The organism is Brevundimonas sp. (assembly GCF_041648115.1).
Taxonomy (GTDB): Bacteria; Pseudomonadota; Alphaproteobacteria; order Caulobacterales; family Caulobacteraceae; genus Brevundimonas.
In genome coordinates this window covers 1-6,980 of sequence record NZ_JBAZPR010000034.1, presented here as the reverse complement: position 1 = coordinate 6,980, position 6,980 = coordinate 1, and the positions used below count along the sequence as shown (strand labels likewise).

8 protein-coding genes and 1 pseudogene are annotated in these 6,980 nt (G+C 66.5%); 7 read left to right on the top strand and 2 right to left on the bottom strand.

Annotated features, from left to right (window positions below; genetic code table 11):
* Positions 1-19: 19 nt before the first annotated feature.
* Positions 20-922, bottom strand: coding sequence for a DMT family transporter (locus tag WC597_RS17065; RefSeq protein ID WP_372695253.1), 903 nt, complete (start codon positions 920-922; stop codon positions 20-22).
* Between the two features lie 84 nt (positions 923-1,006).
* On the opposite strand from WC597_RS17065, the gene WC597_RS17060 reads away from it, so the two are divergent.
* The 7 genes from WC597_RS17060 (at position 1,007) to WC597_RS17030 (ending at position 6,173) form a co-directional block, all read left to right on the top strand.
* The gene (locus tag WC597_RS17060) at positions 1,007-1,489 is read left to right on the top strand and encodes an Lrp/AsnC family transcriptional regulator (protein ID WP_372695251.1); all 483 of its coding nucleotides are present in this window, start codon (positions 1,007-1,009) and stop codon (positions 1,487-1,489) included.
* Positions 1,490-1,750: 261 nt separating this feature from the next.
* Positions 1,751-2,731, top strand: a complete 981-nt coding sequence (gene cysK / locus WC597_RS17055; protein WP_372695255.1) for a cysteine synthase A — start codon at positions 1,751-1,753, stop codon at positions 2,729-2,731.
* A gap of 102 nt (positions 2,732-2,833) precedes the next feature.
* Positions 2,834-3,418: a hypothetical protein gene (locus tag WC597_RS17050; RefSeq protein WP_372695249.1), complete on the top strand. Its 585-nt coding sequence runs from the start codon at positions 2,834-2,836 to the stop codon at positions 3,416-3,418.
* On the top strand, positions 3,415-4,062 hold the full coding sequence (locus WC597_RS17045) for an OmpA family protein (protein WP_372695247.1): 648 nt from the start codon (positions 3,415-3,417) through the stop codon (positions 4,060-4,062). The genes WC597_RS17050 and WC597_RS17045 overlap by 4 nt, the downstream gene beginning before the upstream one ends.
* Positions 4,063-4,064: 2 nt before the next feature.
* On the top strand, positions 4,065-4,322 hold the full coding sequence (locus tag WC597_RS17040) for a hypothetical protein (RefSeq protein ID WP_372695245.1): 258 nt from the start codon (positions 4,065-4,067) through the stop codon (positions 4,320-4,322).
* A 41-nt stretch (positions 4,323-4,363) separates the two neighbouring features.
* Entirely contained in the window at positions 4,364-5,584 is a 1,221-nt protein-coding gene (locus WC597_RS17035) for a DUF2336 domain-containing protein (RefSeq protein ID WP_372695243.1), read from the top strand.
* A 151-nt stretch (positions 5,585-5,735) separates the two neighbouring features.
* Positions 5,736-6,173, top strand: coding sequence for a MucR family transcriptional regulator (locus WC597_RS17030; protein WP_372695241.1), 438 nt, complete (start codon positions 5,736-5,738; stop codon positions 6,171-6,173).
* A 568-nt stretch (positions 6,174-6,741) separates the two neighbouring features.
* Here WC597_RS17030 and WC597_RS17025 read toward each other — a convergent pair.
* Positions 6,742-6,980 (bottom strand): annotated as a pseudogene (locus WC597_RS17025) (hypothetical protein); the annotation flags it as partial.

Below are 6,980 nucleotides of genomic sequence, written 5' to 3'. Positions count from 1 at the left end.
GGGATGAGCGGAATAAGGGTCAGGCCGGTTCGATCTGAACCCGGTCCGCTCGCGTCATCGCGATGGCCCCGACCGAGGCGGCGACGATGGCGGCGATGGCGAGCCATTGCTGGCCGGTCAGGTGTTCGTGCAGAATCAGCAGGCCGGCCAGGGCGCCGACCGCCGGTTCGGCGCTGAGCACTACGCCGAAGGTGCGTTTGGGGATGCTGCGCAGGGCCACCATCTCCAGCGAATAGGGCAGGGCGCTGGAGAAGATCGCGACGGCCACGCCGGCCAGGATGATGGCCGGGTTCAACAGCGCCGCGCCCGCATGGGCCACGCCGAACGGCACGACGAAGAACGCCGCGACCGTCATGCCGAGCGCCACCGACTGGCCCGCATGGATGTGCGACAGCCGCTTGCCGAACACGATGTACAGCGCCCAGCACAGGCCGGCGAAGGCGGCCAGGGCCATGCCGACGGGGTCCAGGGCGCCGGCGCCGGCCTTCAGCGGCAGCAGCAGGCCCAGGCCCAGCACCGCAAAGCCGATGCAGACGAAATGGATCGGTTTCCTCGAATGGATCAGGGCCAGGGTCAGCGGTCCCATGAACTCGATGGCGATGGCCAGGCCCAGCGGAATGGTCCGCAGCGACATGTAGAAGCTGAGGTTCATCGCCCCCAGCACGACGCCGTACAGCGCGATGGCGCCTAGGTCGGCGCGGATCAGTCGGAAGCGCCACGGCCGGAACACCGCCACCAGAAGAACGGCCGAAATCCCAACGCGATAGGCCGAGGTCCCCTCCGCCCCGATGATCGGGAACAGGGTCTTGGCGAAGGAGGTGCCGCCCGCCAGCGTCACCATGCCCGCGAACAGCGCCAGATAGGGGATCAGGCGCATCGCCAGGGGCGAGGTCAGGTGCTGTTTCAGGGCCACGGAAGTCATGGCGTAAAACTACTATAATGCCGCTTGCACTTCCCGGCGATTTTCGGCTTGAATGCGCCCGAAATCGTCACGAAAGGCCATATAATGACGAATTTCGTCACCCTGGACGATTTCGATCATCGCCTGCTGGCGCGGGTCCGGCGCAACAATCTGGAGCCCGCGCGGGTGACGGCCGAGGCGGTGGGCCTGTCGGAATCGGCCGTGCTGCGTCGTCTGCGTCGCCTGCGGGCCGAGGGGGTCATCGCCGCCGATGTCGCCGTGATCGATCCGGCCAGGGTCGAGCCGCGCATCGTCCTGCATGTCCAGGTCGAGATGAACACCCAGGACCGCAAGGTGATGGAGGCTTTCCAGCGCGCCATGAAGGCCAGTCCCGAGGTGCAGGGCGCCTGGGACGTGACGGGCGAGACCGACTATCTGCTGACCGTCGCCGTCCGCTCGATGCAGGACTACGAGGTCTTCGGCATCCGCGAACTGATCCCCGAAAAGGGTGTGCGCGGCTTCAAGAGCATGATCGTCATCCGCGAGGTCGTCGGTTTCGATCCGGGGCGGGTGGTGCTGGAACGGTAGCGGTTTCTCATTGCCGTCATCCTCGGGCTCGACCCGAGGATCGGGCGCGGATCGGGCTGTGTGCTGATCCTGTCTCACCAGCGGCGGACCATCCGATCCTCGGGTCGAGCCCGAGGATGACGGGACTGAGAAATGGGATGGGGAAATCGGCGGGAGCGGAGATGGGGTGTCTTGTCAGAAATCCTCGCCCGCGCCCCCTTGCGGATCGCCGCCGTCGCCTATCTGTTAGCGCAACTGCATGATCCCATCGGAGACCTCCCCATGACCGACTTCAGCTACGACGCGTCCCGCCACCTGAAGAAGGGCCGGGGCAAGGTGTATGACTCGATCGTCGACACCATCGGCGACACGCCCATCGTGCGCCTGCCGCGCCTGTCGGCGGAATACGGGGCCAAGGCCACGGTGCTGGCCAAGCTGGAGTTCTTCAACCCCATCGCCTCGGTCAAGGACCGGATCGGCGTGGCCATGGTCGAGGCGTTGCAGGAGGCGGGCAAGATCAACGCCGACACGGTTCTGATCGAGCCGACCAGCGGCAACACCGGCATCGCCCTGGCCTTCGTGGCGGCGGCCAAGGGGTTGAAGCTGATCCTGGTCATGCCGGAAAGCATGTCCATCGAACGGCGCAAGATGCTGGCCCTGCTGGGCGCGCGGCTTGAGCTGACCCCGGCTGAAAAGGGCATGAAGGGCGCCATTGCGCGGGCGCAGGAACTGCTGGAGACGACGCCGAACTCGGTCAGCCCGTCGCAGTTCGAGAACCTGGCCAATCCCGTCATTCACCGGGTCACGACGGCCGAGGAAATCTGGAACGACACGGACGGGGCGGTGGACATCGTCATCGCCGGCGTCGGCACCGGCGGCACCATCTCGGGCGTCGGCCAGGCGCTGAAAGCCAAGAAAGCCTCGGTCAAGATGATCGCGGTCGAGCCGGAAGCCTCGCCGGTGCTGTCGGGCGGCGCGCCCGGCCCGCACAAGATCCAGGGCATCGGCGCGGGCTTTACGCCGGCCATCTATGATCCGTCGGTCGTGGACGGCGTCGAACAGGTCTCGAACGACGACAGTTTCGACATGGCGCGCAAGGCCGCCCGCGTCGAAGGTATCCCCGTCGGCATCAGCTCGGGCGCGGCCCTGACCGCCGCCTTCCGCCTGGCGGCGCTGGATGAGAATGCGGGCAAGACCATCGTGGTCATCATCCCGTCCTTCGCCGAACGCTACCTGTCGACCGCGCTGTTTGAGGGCTTGTAAGCGGAGCCTTTCTGCCGCTCGCGTGTTCGATATCGGACGCGCGTGCGGCTCCGCTTGGGATGTGGGGCGACGCGCGGCGTATCAACAACGCCGGAGCGTTTCATGACTGTCGCCGCCCTTCGCCTGATCGCCGTCGCAGGGGCCTCGGCCCTGGCGCTCGCCGCCTGTTCCAACAACGACGACAAACAGGCGGTCGATCCGTCGATGTCGCCGGAGCAGCAGGCCGCCGCCGCCGCCAACACCCCCGTCACCGCCCAGGTGCGCCAGATCCGCAATGTGCCGGTGGACGTGCAGGGCGTGACGGATGTCGGGGCCACGGTGCGGGTCAAGAACGTTGATCTGGCCGAGGACGCCACCATCCTGGACGTCAGCATCTCGTTCGCCAGCGACATGACGAACAACGTCCAGATGGCGACCAACGCCACCTATATCGAACTGCCCAACGGCCAGAAGCTTCGCCTGAAGCCGCCCGAGGGCAATCCCAACATGAACATCGTCAAGGGCGACACGATGAACGGCCGGCTGGTCTTCATGGGCGCGGTGCCGTCCGGGGTGAACCAGATTTCGGTGGTGTTCAACGAAGGCTCGACGTCGGACAGCATCATCGGCCCGTTCCTGCGCATGACCATTCCGTTGACGGCCCAGGCGGCCCAGAATCCGACGCCGGCGGCAGGAGCGGCCGGATGACGAGACGACATGCGCCCGCCCTGGCGGCGGCGCTGTTGGCCGCCGGTCTGACGCCGAGCGTAGTCTCGGCCATGACGGTGCGCCTGATGAGCGGCAGCGCCATCGGCACGATCTCGACCTTCGAGAAGGACATGACCGCGCCCCAGTCCACCTTCGCCAAGGCGGGGCCGGACAGCGAACTGGAGAGCGTCTTCGTCTCGTCCGAGGTGTCGCCCGAACGGGTCGAGACGACGCGCAGCCTGCTGACCGAGCTGAATGCGCGACGCAGCGACGGGGTGATCGTGATCGACCTGCCGGCCGACGTGCTGTTCGATTTCGACAAGGCGACGATCCGGGCCGATGCGGAGCCGGCCCTGACGCGGGCGGGCGAACTGCTGAAAAGCTATCCGGGCGCCCAGGTCAGTATCGGCGGCCATACCGACGCCAAGGGCGACGACGCCTATAACGAGGGCCTGTCGCTGAGACGCGCGCGGGCGGTGGCGGCCCGGCTGCAAGACCCCGCCGGACGCACCCTGGGCGCGCAAGGGTTCGGGGAGCGCCAGCCGGTGGCTCCGAACGCCAGGCCCGACGGCTCGGACGATCCCTACGGGCGCCAGAAGAACCGCCGCGTCGAAATCCGCATCACCCCGAAACCGGGAGGCTGAACATGGCCCTGATTTCTTGCCCCGCCTGCGCGCGCCAGGTGTCCGAGGCGGCCGTCGCCTGTCCCAACTGCGGTCACCCGATCGCGGGTGAGAGGGGCGGTGCGGGCGGCACGTTCAAACAGGCGCTGACGCGGCCGGAGGCGGTCAAGAGCGGCTTCACCGTGCTGGGCGTCTTCGTCGCTGCGCCGTGGATCGCGCGTGTCCTGGCGGTCGTGGCCTTCGTAATCCTGGCCATCGTGGTGGTGGTCAACAAGAGCTGAAGGCTCACGCCCGGTTAACCGCTGGCGCCTAAGGTGGGCGAATGGGCGAACTGTCAGCCATGATGGGGGAAGAGGCGACGCCGCAACCGCCGCTGCGCGCACGCCGTGCGCTGCTGAAACGGCTGGCCGACGTCGTGTCCCTTCCCGCCAGCCGGATCAACGCCTTCGAGCGGTCCGTCACCGGCGATCTGCTGGTCGAGATGCTGCGTCTGGCTTCGCGCGAGGAGCGCAGGCGGGTCGCCTCGCGCCTGGCGCCTTTGGCCGAACTGCCCAACAGCGTGGCGCGCCTGCTGCTGCGCGACGAGGCCGAGATCGCGGGCCTGCTGATCGAACAATGCGCCTCCCTCAGCGACGCCGACATCGTCGGCTGTGCGCGCGACGCCAGTTTCGAGCACCGGCTGCTGATCGCGGCGCGGCGCGGACTGTCCGAGATCGTGACCGAGACCCTGTTCACCTTCGGCGAGATGGAGGTGATCGAGGCGGTGCTGCGCAACAAGACCGCGCGCCTGTCCCAGGTCGGGATCGAGGCGGTGGTGGGCCTCAGCCGCCCGTCGCCGAACCTGTGCGGCCTGTTGCTGAAACGGCCCGAACTCAGGCCGTCGGGCGCCTATGTCATGTTCTGGTGGTGCGCGGCCGAGGATCGCCGCACCATCCTGCAGCGGTTCGCCGTGTCGCGCGAAGTCATGCAGGAGGCGTCCGAGGACGTCTTCCCCATGGCCGCTGAAGAGGGCTGGGCCGATCCGGTGGCGCGCAAGGCGTTGCAGTTCATCGAGCGTCGCCAGCGCAATCGCGCCGCCATCGCCAAGAGCCCGTTCGACAGTCTGGAACAGGCCGTCATGGTCGCCGCGCGCGACGGGCTGACGCGCGAGACGGCGTCCGAGATCTCCTTCCTGGCCGGGGTCAAGCCGCTGACGGGGGCCAAGCTGCTGGGCGATCCGGGGGGCGAGCCGCTGGCGATCCTGTGCAAGGCGACGGGGATGTCGCGCACCGACCTGACGAACCTGTGGCGCTCGATGCGGCGGCCCGAGACGGCGGCGGACGGCACGATCCATCCCGATTGGGAGCGGGTGCAGATCACCTATGAGATGCTGGCGGTCGACCGGGCGCAGACGGTCCTGCGTTACTGGAACTGGTCTCTATCCTCGGCCCTGACGCCGTCCTTGCTGCGCGCCATACGCGACGGCGAGGATGATATGGTCGATGAATATTCGGCGCCCGAACGCGCGGCGATGATGGTGCTGGCCGAAGACTTCGGCCGCTGATCCTAACCACTACATGTATTTTCGGTAACGTGCGCATTGCACCGCCTGGGCGCGTGTTTGCTTTCAGGCCAAAACAACCCTATGAGGATATAGGGATGTCTCGACTGGAGAATCAGTCGAGCGCACATGGATCATGAAAGCGACATCGATAATGGAAGATAAGCCCGAACTGCTAGAGATGACTGCGGACATCGTGTCGGCCTATGTCGGCAACAACTCTGTCTCGGCAGAGGCCCTGCCGGCGCTTATCGCCAATATTCACGCCGCCTTGTCGGGCGTTTCCAATGGTCCGGTCGAGGTCGAGCCTGAGCCCAAGGAGCCGGCGGTGCCGATCCGCAAGTCGATCGCGCCCGACTTCCTGATTTGCCTGGAAGACGGCCGCAAGTTCAAGTCGTTGAAGCGTCACCTGCGAACCAAATACGACATGAGCCCCGAAGACTACCGCGCCAAATGGGGTCTGCCGAAAGACTATCCCATGGTCGCCCCGAACTACGCCAAGGCGCGTTCGGAACTGGCCAAGTCGATGGGCCTGGGCCAGGGCGGCCGCAAGCCCGCCCGCGCCGCAACGACGGCGCGCGCCAAGAAATAAGCCGGATCTTTTCGGTGTGAGGACGCCCGCTTCCGAAAGGAGGCGGGCGTTTTTGCTTTGGGGCGGCGCCCGATCTTTCTCCCTCCCCCTGCGGGGGAGGGTGGCTGAGGCGCAGCCGAAGCCGGGTGGGGGCGGCAGGACGATGCACCGCAGATGCTGGGGTGTCGATAGAGCAGCATAGTCATGGGCGCCTCACCGCAGTCTTTTAGGAGGCGGTGGTGCGTTTGACGTTGAGTGTTGGCCTATCGCGTCTGTGCGAGACCACTGGCGCCAACACTTGAAGAAGCACCGGAAACCTGTTGCGACGAACTGGTTGATGAGGCTGTCGATCAGGCCGGGACCGTAGTCAGCCCAGGCGTTGATGAGTGCGTTGATGACGGTCATCCGTCTCTCCTTCCAAAAGAAAGGATCGATGCTCCATCACTTCGAAATCTCGCAACGCGGCCTGTTGTGCGGTGCGGTCCTGACAACACCCAGCTTCGATTGAGTGCGTCCGTGCTGGGCCGCCCCCACCCGGTCGCTGCGCGACCACCCTCCCCGGAACGGGGAGGGAGAGGTCTGTGCTGCTTTACGCCGCCTGTGCTGTGCGGCGCATGCGCCAGAAGCGCAGGGTGCGAAGGGCGGCGTCGCGGGTCAGTTCGCCGTACATGCGGCCGTAGGCGGCGGCCTTGCCCATCGGATTGTCCTCGGCGCCCAGGACGGCGACGGCGTAGGTCAGATAGACGGCGCGGTCCATGTCGGCCGCCTTGCAGACCACCGACAGGGCGTCCAGGTCCTTGCGCTCGACGATGCCGCGCGCGGTGTGGA